15 protein-coding genes are annotated in these 15,952 nt (G+C 65.5%); 13 read left to right on the top strand and 2 right to left on the bottom strand.

The window, feature by feature from the left end; genetic code table 11:
* The first annotated feature begins 28 nt into the window (after nucleotides 1-28).
* Nucleotides 29-1,831 (top strand): dihydrolipoyl dehydrogenase, encoded by a 1,803-nt coding sequence (gene lpdA, locus AC5P7F_RS05670; RefSeq protein ID WP_126411382.1) that lies wholly within the window; start codon nucleotides 29-31, stop codon nucleotides 1,829-1,831.
* 957 nt (nucleotides 1,832-2,788) lie between these two features.
* Here lpdA and AC5P7F_RS05665 read toward each other — a convergent pair.
* Nucleotides 2,789-3,607, bottom strand: a complete 819-nt coding sequence (locus AC5P7F_RS05665) for a hypothetical protein (protein ID WP_046432636.1) — start codon at nucleotides 3,605-3,607, stop codon at nucleotides 2,789-2,791.
* Nucleotides 3,608-4,064: 457 nt separating this feature from the next.
* On the opposite strand from AC5P7F_RS05665, the gene AC5P7F_RS05660 reads away from it, so the two are divergent.
* The 10 genes from AC5P7F_RS05660 to AC5P7F_RS05615 all read left to right on the top strand — a co-directional run bounded on the left by AC5P7F_RS05660 (nucleotide 4,065) and on the right by AC5P7F_RS05615 (nucleotide 13,567).
* Entirely contained in the window at nucleotides 4,065-4,430 is a 366-nt protein-coding gene (locus tag AC5P7F_RS05660) for a hypothetical protein (RefSeq protein ID WP_014648497.1), read from the top strand.
* Between the two features lie 31 nt (nucleotides 4,431-4,461).
* The gene (gene atpB, locus AC5P7F_RS05655; RefSeq protein ID WP_014038569.1) at nucleotides 4,462-5,262 is read left to right on the top strand and encodes a F0F1 ATP synthase subunit A; all 801 of its coding nucleotides are present in this window, start codon (nucleotides 4,462-4,464) and stop codon (nucleotides 5,260-5,262) included.
* 73 nt (nucleotides 5,263-5,335) lie between these two features.
* Nucleotides 5,336-5,641: a F0F1 ATP synthase subunit C gene (gene atpE, locus AC5P7F_RS05650; RefSeq protein WP_005411133.1), complete on the top strand. Its 306-nt coding sequence runs from the start codon at nucleotides 5,336-5,338 to the stop codon at nucleotides 5,639-5,641.
* A 106-nt stretch (nucleotides 5,642-5,747) separates the two neighbouring features.
* Nucleotides 5,748-6,218: a F0F1 ATP synthase subunit B gene (locus AC5P7F_RS05645; RefSeq protein WP_005419512.1), complete on the top strand. Its 471-nt coding sequence runs from the start codon at nucleotides 5,748-5,750 to the stop codon at nucleotides 6,216-6,218.
* 2 nt (nucleotides 6,219-6,220) lie between these two features.
* Nucleotides 6,221-6,748 carry a F0F1 ATP synthase subunit delta gene (locus AC5P7F_RS05640; protein ID WP_014648495.1) on the top strand — a complete coding sequence of 176 codons (528 nt, stop codon included), beginning with the start codon at nucleotides 6,221-6,223 and terminating at the stop codon, nucleotides 6,746-6,748.
* A 44-nt stretch (nucleotides 6,749-6,792) separates the two neighbouring features.
* Nucleotides 6,793-8,340: a F0F1 ATP synthase subunit alpha gene (gene atpA, locus AC5P7F_RS05635; RefSeq protein ID WP_005419511.1), complete on the top strand. Its 1,548-nt coding sequence runs from the start codon at nucleotides 6,793-6,795 to the stop codon at nucleotides 8,338-8,340.
* Nucleotides 8,341-8,437: 97 nt separating this feature from the next.
* Nucleotides 8,438-9,301, top strand: coding sequence for a F0F1 ATP synthase subunit gamma (gene atpG / locus AC5P7F_RS05630; RefSeq protein WP_014648494.1), 864 nt, complete (start codon nucleotides 8,438-8,440; stop codon nucleotides 9,299-9,301).
* A 37-nt stretch (nucleotides 9,302-9,338) separates the two neighbouring features.
* Nucleotides 9,339-10,745, top strand: a complete 1,407-nt coding sequence (atpD, locus tag AC5P7F_RS05625) for a F0F1 ATP synthase subunit beta (RefSeq protein WP_005419510.1) — start codon at nucleotides 9,339-9,341, stop codon at nucleotides 10,743-10,745.
* A 113-nt stretch (nucleotides 10,746-10,858) separates the two neighbouring features.
* Nucleotides 10,859-11,281 (top strand): F0F1 ATP synthase subunit epsilon, encoded by a 423-nt coding sequence (locus tag AC5P7F_RS05620; RefSeq protein WP_495204165.1) that lies wholly within the window; start codon nucleotides 10,859-10,861, stop codon nucleotides 11,279-11,281.
* Between the two features lie 72 nt (nucleotides 11,282-11,353).
* Complete coding sequence (locus tag AC5P7F_RS05615) at nucleotides 11,354-13,567, top strand: putative glycosyltransferase family protein (RefSeq protein ID WP_164077339.1); 2,214 nt, start codon at nucleotides 11,354-11,356, stop codon at nucleotides 13,565-13,567.
* A 13-nt stretch (nucleotides 13,568-13,580) separates the two neighbouring features.
* Here AC5P7F_RS05615 and AC5P7F_RS05610 read toward each other — a convergent pair whose 3' ends face one another.
* Nucleotides 13,581-13,964: a GtrA family protein gene (locus AC5P7F_RS05610; protein ID WP_164077338.1), complete on the bottom strand. Its 384-nt coding sequence runs from the start codon at nucleotides 13,962-13,964 to the stop codon at nucleotides 13,581-13,583.
* Between the two features lie 83 nt (nucleotides 13,965-14,047).
* Here AC5P7F_RS05610 and glmU point away from each other — a divergent pair, with 83 nt between their 5' ends.
* On the top strand, nucleotides 14,048-15,415 hold the full coding sequence (glmU, locus tag AC5P7F_RS05605) for a bifunctional UDP-N-acetylglucosamine diphosphorylase/glucosamine-1-phosphate N-acetyltransferase GlmU (protein WP_014648491.1): 1,368 nt from the start codon (nucleotides 14,048-14,050) through the stop codon (nucleotides 15,413-15,415).
* A complete protein-coding gene (locus AC5P7F_RS05600) occupies nucleotides 15,384-15,917 on the top strand; it encodes a GNAT family N-acetyltransferase (protein ID WP_049440005.1) in 534 nt (177 codons plus the stop codon). The genes glmU and AC5P7F_RS05600 overlap by 32 nt, the downstream gene beginning before the upstream one ends.
* The last annotated feature ends 35 nt before the right edge of the window (nucleotides 15,918-15,952 follow it).

Raw genomic sequence — 15,952 nt, 5'->3', positions numbered from 1 at the left:
CGCCGGGCGGGCACGAGGAAAACCCACCATGGCCACGATTGAAGTCAAGGTTCCCGACATCGGCGATTACAGCGATGTGCCGGTGATCGAAGTGTTGGTCGCCGTCGGCGACACGGTGAAGAAGGACCAGGGTCTGGTGACCCTGGAGTCGGACAAGGCCACCCTGGAAGTGCCGTCCTCGGCCGCCGGCGTGGTCAAGGAAATCAAGGTCAAGCTGGGCGACACCCTGTCCGAAGGCGCCGTGGTCGTGGTGCTGGACACTGAAGGCGCCGCCGAAGCCCCGGCCAAGGCCGCCGCGCCGGCTCCGGCCGCCCCGGCCAGCAAGCCGCCGGTGACCCCGTCGCACCGCGCCCCGGCCGAACCGGCTGCGCCGAAGCCGGCGCTGTCCAGTGGCAAGCCGGCCGATATCGAGTGCGAAATGGTCGTGCTGGGCTCGGGCCCGGGCGGCTACACGGCTGCGTTCCGCGCCGCCGACGTCGGCCTGGATACGGTGCTGGTCGAACGTTACGCCAGCCTCGGCGGCGTCTGCCTCAACGTGGGCTGCATTCCGTCCAAGGCGCTGCTGCATGCTGCTGCGGTCATCGACGAAGTGGCCCACGCCGGTGATTTCGGCGTCGAGTTCGGCAAGCCGACCATCACCCTGGACAAGCTGCGCGCGTACAAGGAAAAGGTCGTCAACCAGCTGACCAAGGGCCTGGCCGGGATGGCCAAGCAGCGCAAGGTCCGCAACGTGCAGGGCGTCGGCAAGTTTGTTTCGGCCAACGAGCTGGAGATCACCGCCGCTGACGGCAGCACCCAGCTGCTGCGCTTCCAGAAATGCATCATCGCCGCCGGTTCGCAGGCGGTGAAGCTGCCGAACTTCCCGTGGGACGACAAGCGCGTGATGGATTCCACCGATGCGCTGGAGCTGGCCGAAGTGCCGGGCTCGCTGCTGGTCGTCGGCGGCGGCATCATCGGCCTGGAAATGGCCACCGTGTACAGCGCGCTGGGCAGCAAGGTCACCGTGGTCGAGTTCATGGACCAGCTGATGCCGGGCGCCGACAAGGACCTGGTCAAGCCGCTGGCCGACCGCCTGAAGAAGCAGGGCATCGACGTGCACCTGAAGACCAAGGCCTCGGGCGTCACCGCCGATGCCAAGGGCATCACCGTGACCTTCGAAGCCGCCGAGGAAGGCCAGGCGCCTGCGCTGGCGCAGGGCACCTTCGACCGCGTGCTGGTGGCCGTGGGCCGCTCGCCGAACGGCAAGAAGATCGATGCCGAGAAGGCCGGCGTGCAGGTCACCGACCGCGGCTTCATCCCGGTCGATCGGCAGATGCGTACCAACGTGCCGCACATCTTTGCCATCGGCGACATCGTCGGCAACCCGATGCTGGCCCACAAGGCCACGCACGAGGGCAAGCTGGCCGCTGAAGTGGCAGCCGGCCACAAGAAGGAGTGGGTCGCCCGCGTGATTCCGTCGGTGGCCTACACCAACCCGGAAATCGCCTGGGTCGGCGTGACCGAGACCGAAGCCAAGGCCAAGGGCCTGAAGGTCGGCGTGGCCAAGTTCCCGTGGGCCGCCAGTGGCCGCGCGATCGGCATCGGTCGCACCGAGGGCTTCACCAAGCTGATCTTCGACGAAGAGACCCACCGCATCATCGGTGGCGCGATCGTCGGCGTGCATGCCGGCGACCTGCTGGCCGAGATCGGCCTGGCCATTGAGATGGGGGCGGAAGCGGAAGACATCGGCCACACCATCCATGCGCATCCGACGCTGAGCGAGTCGGTGGCGATGGCCTCGGAAATCTACGACGGCACGATCACCGATCTGTACATGCCGAAGAAGAAGTAAGGCGTCCGCGCCGTTCCGAACGAAAAGCCCTGGCATCTGCCGGGGCTTTTTTTCTTCGATCAGTGCTGCAGCAAAGGGTGGGGCCACTGCACGGGTGGCAGGCATTTCGACAAATGTCCCCCGTCGCCCGCCTGCGGCGGTCGCCTCCTCCTTTACTTTGTCGAAATGCCCGCCACCCGCGCAGCAGCTCGGCTTGCGGACAGTCGAGAGCAGTGCCAAAGCCGCCCGGATGCCCACTCCCCCCAGCGCTCGACCACGCCTGCGTCTACGGCAACTGCCACCGCGAAGGTCTGGGCCGCTGCGCGGGTGGCAGGCGTCTGGACAAATGTCCCCCGTCGTCCGCCTTTGGCGGTCGCCTCCTCCTTTACTTTGTCCAAACGCCTGCCACCCGCGCAGCGGCTCGGCTTGCGGATAGTCGAGAGCCACAGCCTGGCCCGCCTGGATGCCTGACACGCGAGGGAAGAGGGGCTTGTGTGCGAAGTAAAGGAGGAGGCGCCGGCCGTAGGCCGGCGCCGGGGGACATTCGCACGCAAGCCCCTCTTCCCCCAGCGCTCGACCACGCCTGCGTCTACGGCAACTGCCACCGCGAAGGTCTGGGCCGCTGCGCGGGTGGCAGGCGTCTGGTCAAATGTCCCCCGTCGCCCGCCTTTGGCGGTCGCCTCCTCCTTTACTTTGTCCAAACGCCTGCCACCCGCGCAGCGGCTCGGCTTGCGGATAGTCGAGAGCCACAGCCTGGCCCGCCTGGATGCCTGACACGCGGGGGAAGAGGGGCTTGTGTGCGAAGTAAAGGAGGAGGTGACGGCCGTAGGCCGGCGCCGGGGGACATTCGCACGCAAGCCCCTCTTCCCCACGCGCTCGACCAGCCTGCTTTTCTGCTCGACGATGCAAAGAAAAAACGCGGCCCCGATGTTCCGGAGGCCGCGCCAGGAGAGAAGATGCCGTGGAAGGGGCGGGGGATCAGAACACGAAGCTGATACCGGCCACCGGGCCCTTGAATTCCTGCTTCAGGCCGACCGTGCCGTCGCTGCCCTTCTTGTCCACGTCCAGCTTGAACCAGTCGTAGCCGGCGAACACACCGAAGTTCTTGGTGAAGCGGTAATCGACGATCGCATTGGCGCGGCTCAGGTCGCCCTTGTAGTCATCGAAACTGCCCCAGCGCGTGTTCAGGTACTGGCCCTGCAGCGTGATCATCCAGCGCTCGGACGGAGTGAAGGTCATGCGCGCACCCACCACCGGTGCCACGCCATCGGCCTTCTCGTTGAGGAACTGGCCTTCATACACCGTGCCCAGGTCCGCGTAGCCCTTGGTGCTGACCTTGGCGTACTCGCCACCGATCTGCAGGCCCAGGTCGAAGGTGTCGGTATCGACGACCGAGTAGTCATAGACCAGGCTGGCCACCTGGTACTTCAGCTCGCCCTTCACGAAGCTGCCGGCCGGCACGCTCTCACCGCCGAAGGAAATGCCCTGGTCAAGCGTCTCGCGACGGTCCTTGTCGTACTTGAAGTAGTTGAACAGCAGGCGCTGACGGTTGCTGATGCGGAACATGCCGTCGATGCGCGGCTCCCATTCCTTGCCACCCAGCTTGAAGTCCTGGTCCAAGGAAATGTCCTGGCCGGCCACGGTGGTGCTGCCACGCAGCGTGTTGTCCGAATCGATGTTCATCGCACCCAGACGGATGGCGAAGCGGTCGTCGCCTTCGGCGGCGTGGGCGGCATTGGCGAACGAGGCGCCGGCAGCGAGCAGGGAAAGGGCGAGCAGGGTGGGTACGGGGCGCATCGAAGAGTCCTTGCAGTGGTTCATCAGAATGAAGGCCACTGTGCCGGACGCCGCCGTCCACCATCCGTGAACGTATGGTCCACGGAGTGTGCACGGTTCAGCCCTGTCGCGACGACGCAAAAAGATGGCCCCGGAGCCGGGCTTCGGGGCCATGTGGGACCTGCGGGGCGGAGCGTCGACGAGGTTGCTGCAGGCAGGTCGAAAGATCGGACCGGCGCATCCGGCGAAAGTTCCGCGCCTGCGACCAAAGTTCAATACTGCGGTGCAGCATCACGCGGACGTCATTGTCCCCCGGGTGGCACGCAAAAATGTAACCGTTACCGCAACTTGCGGCTTCCAGGGATGAACAGGCAGCGGTTGTCTCGCAAATTGTCCCATTGCTATAATTTGGCGGCTCGATGAGGCCCCCCTGCTGTAGCCGCCTCAGCCCTCCACTTGCAACCACGCGGGACGTCCTGTGCTGAACTCCGTTGATGCGGGTCGGCGACTGATGCTGCGCGCCGCGGTCTACCCGCTGGCCGCGGTGGCTGTCCTGGCCCTGGCCTTCCTGCTGGTAGGTCCGAAGTATGCCCTCGGCGCGCTGGCGTCCGGTGTGGCCATTTCGGCCGGCGGCTGGGTTGCGGCACGGATGGCTCTGGGCGGTGGTGCGGTGGCCGCAGGATCGGCGATGGCTCGCCTGATCATTGCGATCGTGGCCAAGTGGGTCGTGGTTTTCGGCGTCCTGCTGGTGGGGTTCCTGGTCTTCAAGCTGCCTGCATTGGCGCTGTTGGCCGGTATCGCCGTCGGCTTGATGTTCCAGGTCCTGGCCATGGCCAGGCGTTGACAGAATTCAATTAACTGAAGGTTCCGGACACATGGCGGGCGAGGCTCTAACCCCTACCAGCTACATCCAGCATCACCTGCACAACCTGACCGCACCGGTCGGCAAGGGTGAGGGTATGTTCTGGCATATCCACGTCGATACCTTCCTCACCGCCGTCCTGATGGGCCTGGTGATCGTTGTCGCGTTCTGGCTGGGAACCCGCAAGGCCACCGCCGGCGTGCCGGGCAAGTGGCAGGCCTTCGTCGAGATCTGCCTGGAGTTCGTCGACCGCCAGGCCAAGGACACCTACCACGGCAAGAGCAAGCTGGTCACGCCGATCGCCATCACGATCTTCTTCTGGATCCTGTTGATGAATCTGCTGAAGATGATCCCGGCCGATTTCATCGCCAAGCCGCTGGAATGGGTGGGCGTGCACTACTGGAAGCCGGTGCCGACCGCTGACGTCAATGCCACCCTCGGCATGGCCATCAGCGTGTTCTTCCTGATGCTGTTCTTCGCGCTCAAGTCCAAGGGCCTGGTCGGCTTCGTCAAGGAATTCCTGACGGCGCCGTTCGGCAAGTGGATGATGCCGTTCAACCTGATCCTCAACATCGTCGAGTGGCTGAGCAAGCCGATCTCGCTGGCGATGCGACTGTTCGGCAACATGTTCGGCGGCGAAATCGTGTTCCTGCTGATCTGGGTGCTGGGTGGTGCCGGTTTCTTCGGCGCCATCGCGGGTGGTGTGTTCGGCCTCGGCTGGATGCTGTTCCACCTGCTGGTGATCCCGCTGCAGGCCTTCATCTTCATGATGCTGTCGATCGTGTACCTGAGCCTGTCGGAAGACGCTCACTGAGTTTCAAGCTTCAACGCGTTTCAACCTTCATCCGTTTCATCACCCTTAGCAACTTAAGTTCCTGGAGATAACCATGTACTTCGCCGTCCTGACCAACTTCGCGCAGATTCAGAGCTCCACCGCCCTTGCCGTCGGCATCATGATCGGCCTGGCCGCGCTGGGCGCCGGTCTGGGTCTGGCCATCATGGCTGGTAAGTTCCTGGAGTCGGCCGCGCGCCAGCCGGAACTGATCCCGGTCCTGCAGGTCCGCATGTTCATCACCGCCGGCCTGATCGACGCCGCGTTCATCATCTCGGTCGCCGTTGGCCTGCTGCTGGCCTTCGCCAACCCGCTGTCGGCTGCCTTTGCTGGCGCCGTCACCAAGGCTCTGGCCGGCTGATACAGCGGTTTGAGACGACCGGGTGCTGATGCACCCGGTTTCGGATGAAGGCCGGATGTGCCGCTTCGGCGGCACGTCCACCCCGAAACCAGCGATCGAGCTAACCATGAATATCAATTTCACCCTTCTTGCGCAGGCGCTGGCCTTCGCTGGTCTGATCTGGATCATCGCGACCAAGATCTGGCCGCCGCTGATGAACGCGATCGAAGAGCGCCAGCAGAAGATTGCTGAAGGCCTCGCTGCTGCCGACCGCAGCCAGAAAGATCTGGCCCAGGCGCAGGAGAAGGTCAACGAAGCGCTGAAGGAAGCCCGCACCAAGGCCAACGAGATCATCGATCAGGCCCACGCGCGTGCCAACCAGATCGTTGATGCAGCCCGTAACGAAGCGATCACCGAAGCCACCCGTCAGAAGGAACTGGCCCAGGCTGAAATCGACGCCGCCGCCAACCGTGCCCGTGAAGATCTGCGCAAGCAGGTGTCCGCGCTGGCCGTGACCGGTGCCGAAAAGCTGCTCAAGCGCGAAATCGACGCCAACGCCCACAAGGCGCTGCTCGACGAGCTGGCCTCGGAGATCTAAGGATGAGCCAGGCCCTCACGCTTGCCCGCCCGTACGCCCGCGCCGCGTTCGCGACCGCGCGCGACGAAGGTGCGTTCGCGCCGTGGTCGGACGCCCTGGCGTTCTCCGCCCACGTCGCCGCCGACCCGCGCGTGGCGGCCCTGCTCGCCAACCCGGAGCTGGGTCGTGACGACGCCGTCGCCCTGCTGGCGCCGGTGTCGCACGGCGAGACCTACTCGCGCTTCCTGGCCATCCTGGCCGAATCGCATCGTCTGCCGCTGCTGCCGGAAATCTCCGGCATGTTCGACGCCCTGCGCGCCGAAGCCGAGCACGTGGTCAAGGCCACGGTGACCTCGGCTTCCGAGCTGTCGGCCGGCGAGCTGGACGCGATCAAGGCTGCGCTGCGCAAGCGCTTCAACCGCGAGGTCGACGTGACCACCGCGGTCGATGCTTCGCTGATCGGCGGCGCCGTGATCGACGCCGGCGACGTGGTCATCGATGGTTCGCTGAAGGGCAAGCTGGCCCGTCTGCAGACCGCGCTCGCTAACTGAATTCATTTAACGTCCGGCCCCGCTGCCGGCACTAGGACTTGACGATGGCAACCACGCTCAACCCCTCCGAAATCAGCGAACTGATCAAGAACCGCATCGAGAAGGTCAAGCTGGCCGCGGAATCGCGCAACGAAGGCACCGTGACCAGCGTGTCCGACGGCATCGTGCGCATCTTCGGTCTGGCCGACGTGATGCAGGGCGAAATGATCGAACTGCCGAACAACACCTTCGCCCTGGCCCTGAACCTGGAGCGCGACTCGGTCGGCGCCGTGGTCCTGGGTGACTACGAGCACCTGCGCGAAGGCGACGTCGCCAAGACCACCGGCCGCATCCTGGAAGTGCCGGTCGGCCCGGAACTGCTGGGCCGCGTCGTGAACGCGCTGGGCGAGCCGATCGACGGCAAGGGCCCGCTGGGCACCGACCTGACCGCTCCGGTGGAACGCGTTGCTCCGGGCGTGATCTGGCGCAAGTCGGTCGACCAGCCGGTGCAGACCGGTTACAAGTCGGTCGACTCGATGATCCCGATCGGCCGTGGCCAGCGCGAGCTGATCATCGGTGACCGCCAGACCGGCAAGACCGCCATGGCGATCGATGCGGTGATCAACCAGAAGGGCACCGGCATCAAGTGCGTGTACGTTGCGATCGGCCAGAAGGCGTCGACCATCGCCAACATCGTGCGCAAGCTGGAAGAGAACGGCGCGCTGGCCCACACCATCGTGGTGGCCGCGACCGCTTCCGAATCGGCTGCCATGCAGTACATCAGCGCCTACTCGGGCTGCACCATGGGTGAGTACTTCATGGACCGCGGCGAAGACGCGCTGATCGTGTACGACGATCTGTCCAAGCAGGCCGTTGCCTACCGCCAGATCTCGCTGCTGCTGAAGCGTCCGCCGGGCCGTGAAGCCTACCCGGGTGACGTGTTCTACCTGCACTCCCGTCTGCTCGAGCGCGCTGCCCGCGTGTCCGAGGAATACGTCGAGAAGTTCACCGAAGGCAAGGTCACCGGCAAGACCGGTTCGCTGACCGCGCTGCCGATCATCGAGACCCAGGCCGGCGACGTGTCCGCCTTCGTTCCGACCAACGTGATCTCGATCACCGACGGCCAGATCTTCCTGGAAACCGACCTGTTCAACGCCGGCATCCGCCCGGCCGTGAACGCCGGTATCTCGGTGTCGCGCGTCGGTGGCTCGGCCCAGACCAAGATCATCAAGAAGCTGTCGGGCGGCATCCGCATCTCGCTGGCCCAGTACCGTGAGCTGGCTGCGTTCGCGCAGTTCGCCTCGGACCTGGACGAAGCGACCCGCAAGCAGCTGGAGCGTGGCCAGCGCGTCACCGAGCTGATGAAGCAGAAGCAGTACGCGCCGATGTCGATCGCCAACCAGGCGCTGTCGATCTACGCCGTCAACGAGGGTTACCTCGACGACGTGCCGGTCAACAAGCTGCTGGCGTTCGAAGAAGGCCTGCACGCCCACTTCGCCAACACCCAGGGCGAGCTGATCAGCAAGGTCAACGCCACCGGCGGTTGGGACAACGACATCGAAGGTGCCTTCAAGAAGGGCATCGCCGAGTTCAAGACCACCGGCAGCTGGTAATCGCGGTCCTGTAGAGCGGAGCCGCTGGCTCCGCTGGACCAGATGACAAACGGTTGAACAACGCGGGGCATCAGCCCCGCGCCACGGGAAACAAGAGATGGCAAGCGGACGCGAAATCAAAACCAAGATCAAGAGCGTGCAGAACACCCGCAAGGTGACGCGCGCCCTGGAAATGGTCTCGGCCTCCAAGATCCGCAAGGCGCAGGATCGGATGAAGACCTCGCGTCCGTACGCGCAGGCGATGAAGCAGGTGATCGGTCATCTGGCCCAGGCCAGCACCGACTACCAGCATCCGTTCCTGGTCGAGCGCGAGCAGGTCAAGCGGGTCGGTTTCATCGTGATCTCCTCCGATCGCGGTCTGGCCGGCGGCCTGAACAACAACCTGTTCCGCAAGATGCTGGGCGAAGCCAAGGCATGGCAGGACAAGGGTGCCGAAGTGGACCTGGTGACCATCGGCCAGAAGGCTTCGACCTTCTTCCGCCGCGTGAAGGTCAACATGGTCGGCAGCGTGACCCACATCGGCGACGTGCCGAAGCTGGAATCGCTGATCGGTGTGATCAAGGTCATGCTCGACGCCTTCACCGAAGGCAGGATCGACCGCGTGTACCTGGTCTACAACCGCTTCGTGAACACCATGGTGCAGAAGGCCAGCTTCGATCAGCTGCTGCCGCTGCCGCCGGCTGAGAAGCAGGTCGCTCACCACGACTGGGATTACCTGTACGAACCCGATGCCGCGACCGTGCTCGAGCACGTGATGACGCGTTACATCGAGTCGCTGGTGTACCAGGCACTGCTGGAAAACGTCGCCTCCGAGCATGCGGCACGCATGGTTGCGATGAAGGCGGCGAGCGACAACGCCAACAAGCTGATCGGCACCCTGCAGCTCGTCTACAACAAGGCGCGCCAGGCAGCGATCACCCAGGAAATCTCCGAAATCGTCGGCGGCGCGGCAGCAGTCTGACCGCGTTCGTTCAAAGCACACATTAGAGGATGCAGCAATGAGTCAGGGCAAGATCGTTCAGATCATCGGCGCGGTCGTCGACGTCGAATTCCCGCGTGAATCGGTGCCGAAGGTGTACGACGCACTGAAGGTGGAAAACACCGAGATCACCCTCGAAGTCCAGCAGCAGCTGGGCGACGGCGTGGTGCGTACCATCGCCCTCGGTTCCACCGACGGCCTGAAGCGCAACCTGGTTGCCGTCAACACCGGCCGTGGCATCTCGGTGCCGGTCGGCGCCGGCACCCTGGGCCGCATCATGGACGTGCTTGGCCGTCCGATCGACGAAGCCGGCCCGGTCGCTGCCAGCGACAACTGGGAAATCCACCGCGCTGCGCCGTCGTATGAAGACCAGTCCCCGGCCACCGAGCTGCTGGAAACCGGCATCAAGGTCATCGACCTGATGTGCCCGTTCGCCAAGGGCGGCAAGGTCGGCCTGTTCGGCGGCGCCGGCGTCGGCAAGACCGTCAACATGATGGAACTGATCAACAACATCGCCAAGGCGCACAGCGGTCTGTCCGTGTTCGCCGGCGTGGGTGAGCGTACCCGTGAGGGCAACGACTTCTACCACGAAATGAAGGACTCCAACGTCCTGGACAAGGTGGCGATGGTGTACGGCCAGATGAACGAGCCGCCGGGCAACCGTCTGCGCGTCGCCTTGACCGGCCTGACCATGGCCGAGTACTTCCGCGACGAGAAGGACGAAAACGGCAAGGGTAAGGACGTCCTGCTGTTCGTCGACAACATCTACCGTTACACCCTGGCCGGTACCGAAGTGTCGGCACTGCTGGGCCGCATGCCGTCCGCCGTGGGTTACCAGCCGACCCTGGCCGAGGAAATGGGCGTCCTGCAGGAGCGCATCACCTCGACCAAGAACGGTTCGATCACCTCGATCCAGGCCGTCTACGTTCCCGCGGACGACCTGACCGACCCGTCGCCGGCGACCACCTTCGCCCACCTGGACTCGACCGTGACCCTGTCGCGTTCGATCGCCTCGCTGGGTATCTACCCGGCCGTCGACCCGCTGGACTCCACCAGCCGCCAGATGGATCCGCTGGTCATCGGCCACGAGCACTACGACACCGCCCAGCGCGTCCAGCAGACCCTGCAGAAGTACAAGGAACTGAAGGACATCATCGCCATCCTGGGCATGGACGAACTGTCCGAAGAAGACAAGCAGGCCGTGTCGCGCGCCCGCAAGATCGAGCGCTTCTTCAGCCAGCCGTTCCACGTGGCCGAAGTGTTCACCGGTTCGCCGGGCAAGTACGTGCCGCTGAAGGACACCATCCGTGGCTTCAAGGCCATCGTCGATGGCGAGTACGACCACCTGCCGGAGCAGGCGTTCTACATGGTCGGCGGCATCGAAGAAGCGGTCGAGAAGGCCAAGAAGATGGCCGAGAAGGCCTGATCCGGGACGGGCGGGAGCGATCCTGCCCGACCTGACGCCGGCGCCGGGCAACCGCCCGCGCCGGTGGACCCCCACGGCGGCATTGCGCCGCCGCGAACAGCGAAGAGATTTGCATGAGCACGATCCGTTGCGACATCGTCAGCGTCGAGCAGGAAATCTTCCGTGGCGAAGCGACCCTGGTCGTGGCCACCGGTGAGCTGGGCGAACTGGGCATCGCGCCCAAGCACGCGCCGCTGATCACCCGCCTGAAGCCGGGCAAGGTGGTGGTGACCACGCCGAACGGCGAGCAGCTGGATTTCGCCATTTCCGGCGGCATCCTGGAAGTGCAGCCGCAGGTGGTGACCGTGCTGGCCGACACCGCGATCCGCGCGCAGGACATCGACGAAGCCTCGGTCCGCAAGGCCAAGGAAGAAGCCGAGCGCATCCTGGCCAACCGCGGCGAAGCGATGGAAGTGGCTGAAGCCCAGCAGAAGCTGGCCGAAGCCGTCGTCCAGCTGCAGGCGCTGGAGCGCCTGCGCAAGAATCTCAAGCACTGAGGTTCGCGCGTCATCAAGCACAAGCGCCGGCTAGCTGCCGGCGTTTTTGTTTGTTCGCCACAGGAGCAGGGAATGCAGCACCACTCGACAGCGATTGAAGGCGGCAGCTGGCAGCGGCCGTGGCGCACACCGGCAGGCGTGTTCCTGATTGCGTGGATCGTTCTGTGCCTGCCATGGCTCACTGGCATCAAGACCATTCCCTTTGATGCCGTGCAGCAGTTCTTCCCGGCGGTCAGTTTCAGTGCCGAGCAGTTGCGTCACCTGCAGGCCCCCTGGTGGAATCCGTATCTCTACGGTGGCTACCCGCAGGTGGCCGATCCGCAGATGATGACGCTGCAGCCGACGATGCTGCTGCCGATGCTGCTGGCGCCGGGCTCCCTGCACCTGTTCACGGTGGTGGTGCTGCTGCATGTGCTGGCAGGCGGCCTGGGTGCACTGCGGTTGAGCCGCGTGCAGGGCATGCCGCCGCCGGCGCAGCTGCTGTTCGCGCTCACGCTGATGTTTGGTGGCGTGGCCGCGTCGCGCCTGCAGCACACGCCGATGATCATCAGCTACTGCCTGCTGCCCTGGCTGTGGCTGGGCCTGGAGCAGGTCCGCCGGCGGGGACGGATGCGCGACATCCTGCTGGCCGGTGTGGCCGGCGGGATGTGTGCGCTTCAACTGACCCAGGTCACCTATTTCATCATCCTCGCGTGCGTGATCTACGCCGTGGCTGCTGTCGTGCTGGCACAGGGGCAGCGCATGCGCCTGCTGTGGCAGCTGGGCGTGGTGGCCATTCTCGCCGGTGGTGTCAGTGCGCCGCAGTGGCTGTCCACGCTGGCCTGGCTGGACCAGACCAATCGCAATGGCCTGACGCTGGAAGCCGCGCTGCCGGGTGCCATCCACTGGCAGACACTGGTGACACTGCTGTCGGGCAACGTGTTCTCGCAGGGGCGCGGCGACAGCTGGGCCTTCGGTGATATCAGCGCCGATTACCTCTATGTGGGGGCAGTGCCGCTGGCGCTGTGGCTGCTCTGGGGCGGTGAGGTGCTGCGGCGCAAGCCGGCGGCGACGCGCGTCGCGCTGTGTGCGCTGACGCTGGCGATCATGGTCGCGGTGGGTGGCGCCACGCCGCTGTTCCCCTGGTTGTTCGGCTGGCTTCCGGGGCTGGACCTGTTCCGGCGCCCGTCCGATGCGCTGTTCCTTACCGTGCCTGCGGCGGCGTGGCTGGGTGCCAGTGCCCTGCAGGTTGCCCTGCAGCGGCAGCCATTGCGATTGCATCGGGTGTCCGTGGCGGTCGTCGCAGTGCTGGGCGCGTGCGCTGCGTGGCTGGCGATCGATCATGGTCATCCGCTCGCTTTCGCCTGGCTTGCGGTCAGCGCCGCGCTGGGCGTAGCCGCGGTGTGGGTGCTGCGCCGCCACCAGTCACCTGCGCGCTGGGTGCTGGCGCTGGTGCTGTTGGACCTGCTGCTGTTCAACGTCGGCACCAGGTTCAACGCGGGCAGCGGCACAAAGTCGGTGCTCACCGCCGATCGTGCGGGTCCTGCGCAGCGCGCCTATGCGCTGCTGGCGGCAGAGCGGCATATCGGCATACCCGAGCGCGCGGTGGTCTTCGGCATCGGCGGACTCACCAACGGCGCGGCGGTGCATGCCATTGCGCTGGCAAACGGCTACAACCCGCTGCTGGCAAGCGACTATCTGCAGATGACCGGGATGCCGGGCGAGCCGGTGGATACCTTCCAGCAGAAGGTCCCCACTGCCTGGATGCCAGACACCGCTGCTCCCCTGTACGACCTGCTGGGCGTGCGTTGGCTGCTGGCCCAGGAGCCGTTCCCGGGCTCCAGCGCGCAGGGCGACCAGGTGGAACTTGCGCGGCGTGACAGCGTGCTGCCACGGGTGCTGAATCCGCGGCAGGTGCGCCGCCATGAGGAGCGTCTACCGCCTGCGCCGCTGTTCAACCAGACCGATTTCAACCGGCAGCTATGGCTGCCGGCAGCCGCCAGCAGCCACTGTGCCGAACAGGATGCCGGCGAGGCCACGGTACAGGTGCTGCACTACCAGCCTGGACGCATCGAGCTGACGGTGGTGGCCGACCATGCAGCATGGGTGGTGATCAACGAAACCACCGGTCGTGGCTGGCAGGCGCAGCTCGAGGATGGCCAGGTACTGCCGCTGCTGCGCGGCAATGGCCTCTTCCATGCGTTGTGCGTGCCGGCCGGGCAGCATCAGGTGCGGTTGCGCTACAGCGCGCTGCAGCTGTGGCGTGAGGGACTGGGAGCGCGCCTGCGCCGTGACGGTGATCGCTGACCGCTGACCGCGATCAGCGGTACACCACGTGGCGCATCAACAGGAACGACACGCACGCCAGCCCGCCTTCCACCAGTGGCTTGGCCAGCCAGGTGTACTGCAGGCCCAGCGCGTGGTCGACCAGGCTCACCAGCAACGTGCTTGCCGCGGTCAGCAGCAGCCACAGCGCGAAAAAGCGTGCGAAACGCCTCCAGCCCAGCTTGTGGGTGCCGGCCTCGGCAAAGGTATAGCGGCCGTTGAGCCAGAAGCCCAGCAGCATGCCGGCCAGGCGCCCGGCGACGTTGGCCGGTGCGACCGGCATGCCAAGCGCGGTGGCGACCACGAACACCAGCCAATCGATCAGCAGCTGCACGAGCCCGATCACGAGGTAGGCGCTTCCCTGGCGGACAAGGTTCATCGGCATGGTGAAGGAGGAGGGATGCCCATGTTAACGGCGCACGCTCTAGAATCGTCGGCAACGAACCACGGACTGCCGTTCCCATGACCCAAGCCCTGCACGTCATCATCCTCGCCGCCGGCGCCGGCAAGCGCATGAGGTCGGTGCTGCCGAAGGTGCTGCAGCCGATCGCCGGCCAACCGATGCTGGCGCACGTGATCGATGCGGCCCGCGAACTGCAACCGGCGGCCATCCATGTGGTCTACGGCCATGGCGGTGAGGCGGTGCGGCAACAGTTCGCCGACCAGCCCGACCTGCAGTGGGCTGAACAGGCGCAGCAGCTGGGTACGGGCCACGCGGTGGCGCAGGCGATGCCGCAGGTGCCGGATGCCGTGCAGGTGCTGGTGCTGTACGGCGATGTACCGCTGATCCGTGCGCAGACCCTGCGCGATCTGCTGGCGCAGCCGGGGCGGTTGGCGGTGCTGGTCGCCGAGGTTGATGACCCGACCGGTTACGGCCGCGTGCTGCGCGATGCCGAAGGCAAGGTGGGAGCGATCGTCGAGCAGAAGGACGCGACCGACGACCAGCTGCGCGTGCGCACGATCAACACCGGCATCATCGCCGCGGAGTCGACCGCGCTGCGCCGCTGGCTGTCGCAGCTGTCCAACCGCAATGCACAGGGCGAGTACTACCTGACCGATGTGTTCGCGTTTGCCGCGCATGAGTACACCCCGGCCGAAATGGCACTGGTGGCCGACGCGCAGGAAGCCGAGGGGGCAAACGATCCCTGGCAGCTGTCTCAGCTGGAGCGTGCCTGGCAGCATCGCGCCGTGCGTGCGCTGTGCGCACAGGGTGCACGCGTGCGCGACCCGGCCCGACTCGACATCCGTGGCACCGTCACCGTGGGCAGTGACGTGCTGATCGATGTCGATGTCGTTCTCGAAGGCAACATCGTGCTCGGCGACGGCGTTACCATCGGTCCGTTCAACCGCCTGAAGGACGTTACTCTCGGCCCCGGTACCGAAGTACGCGCGCACTGTGATCTGGAGGGTGTGGTCACCGAAGGCGCGGCGCTGGTCGGTCCGTTCGCGCGCCTCCGCCCAGGTACCGTGCTGGCCGATGGCGTGCACGTCGGCAACTTCGTCGAAACCAAGAAGGTCACCCTCGGCGTCGGCAGCAAGGCCAACCACCTCACCTATCTGGGTGATGCGGTGATCGGCAGCAAGGTGAACATCGGTGCCGGCACCATCACCTGCAACTACGACGGCGTGAACAAGTCGACCACCACCATCGGCGACAACGCGTTCATCGGTTCCAACAGTTCGCTGGTGGCGCCGCTGACGATCGGCGAGGGCGCGACCATCGCTGCCGGTTCGGTCATCACCCGCACCGCCCCGGACGGCAAGCTGACACTGGCCCGTGCACGACAGGAAACCATCGATGGCTGGAAGCGCCCGGTCAAGAAGTCCTGAGCCACGTATTCCGCATGCCGACGAGCTCGGCGTGCTGCCGGCAATTGAACAGCGTGCCGGCGAACTGCTGAAGGATCACGAAGCCCATCCGGTATTTGCCGGCCACGGCCTGGATCTGCCGACGCTGCAGGACGGCCTTCAGCGGGGCCAGCTGTGGGTTGTGGACGGCCCCGGCGGCGACATTGCCGGTTACCTGCTGGGCGGCGAGCTGTGTGGCGAGTTCCATGTCCTGCAGATGGATGTGGACCCGGCGCACGCGCGTCGTGGCCATGGCCGCGCATTGCTGCGGCACGCCTTGGCGCAGGCCAGGGCCACCGGCTTTGCTGCAGCGGTGCTGACCACCTTGAGCGATGTGCCATGGAATGCAGCCTTCTATGCCAGCGAAGGGTTCGACGTAGTGCCTGAGGCTGAGTGGAACGACGGCCTGCGCGCCGTCATGGCCGAAGAGGCTGCGCTCGGGTTTCCGATGCACCTGCGGGTGGCGATGCGGCGGGCCTGGTAGGTGCCGGCCCTGGTCGGCACATCCGCGCATGGCGT

Source organism: Stenotrophomonas sp. YJH_SMC_105-26 (assembly GCF_059368915.1).
This window is presented reverse-complemented; position numbering and strand designations above follow the sequence as displayed.